The organism is Brevundimonas sp. UBA7838, from assembly GCF_002500885.1.
In the GTDB taxonomy this organism is placed as follows: domain Bacteria; phylum Pseudomonadota; class Alphaproteobacteria; order Caulobacterales; family Caulobacteraceae; genus Brevundimonas; species Brevundimonas vesicularis_C.
In genome coordinates, this window is sequence record NZ_DLTK01000087.1 from 1 (window position 1) to 632 (window position 632).

The following is a 632-nucleotide window of genomic DNA, read 5'->3' on the forward strand; positions in this document are numbered from 1 at the left end:
CGCCGGCTCCGGCTCCGGCTTCCGCTGAAGCCGCCGAAGCCCGCATGGAAGCCGCCGCCGAGGCCTTCGAAGCGCGCATGGAGACCTTTGGCGAACGCGCCGAGGCGATTTCCGAAGACGAGAGCCTGAGCGAGGCCGAACGCGGCCGTCGCATCGCCGCCCTGTGGTCGGACTATGCGCCCGATGTCGCCGCCTTCACCGCCGAGACCACGAAACACGCCACCGAAATGGCCGCCCAGGCCCTGAAGGACATCGACGTCGACGCCATTGTCGCTGAGGCGCTGAATGACCCCGAGGTCAAACAGGCGATGGAAGAGGGAATGCAGAAGGGCGTCGTCACCGCAGAAGGCATCGCCCGCAACAGCGCCTGGACCAATCCGACGCCCGAGCAGATGGAGACCTACAGCCTGGTCGCCCAATACGCCCTGGACCAGGCCGCCGACGCCGTCGTCGAGGAGGGCGTCGAAGCGCCCGAGGCCCCGGAAGCGCCCGTGCCGCCGGCGCCGCCTGCCCGTCCGGCCGCCTAACGTCTTTATCTCCTCATGAAAGAAGGAGTGGACCGCGCAGCGGTGGAGGGGCACTTGTAATCGCCTGGATGCGTATTGGCGGTTAAGAGCCCCTCCGTCACGGCG

The 632-nt window shown here is 67.9% G+C and carries 1 protein-coding gene; it reads left to right on the forward strand.

The genetic code is table 11. From position 1 onward, the window contains the following. On the forward strand, positions 1-527 hold a 527-nt coding region (locus tag B3T77_RS06925; protein ID WP_292078331.1), incomplete at its 5' end, for a hypothetical protein. Positions 528-632 lie beyond the last annotated feature (105 nt).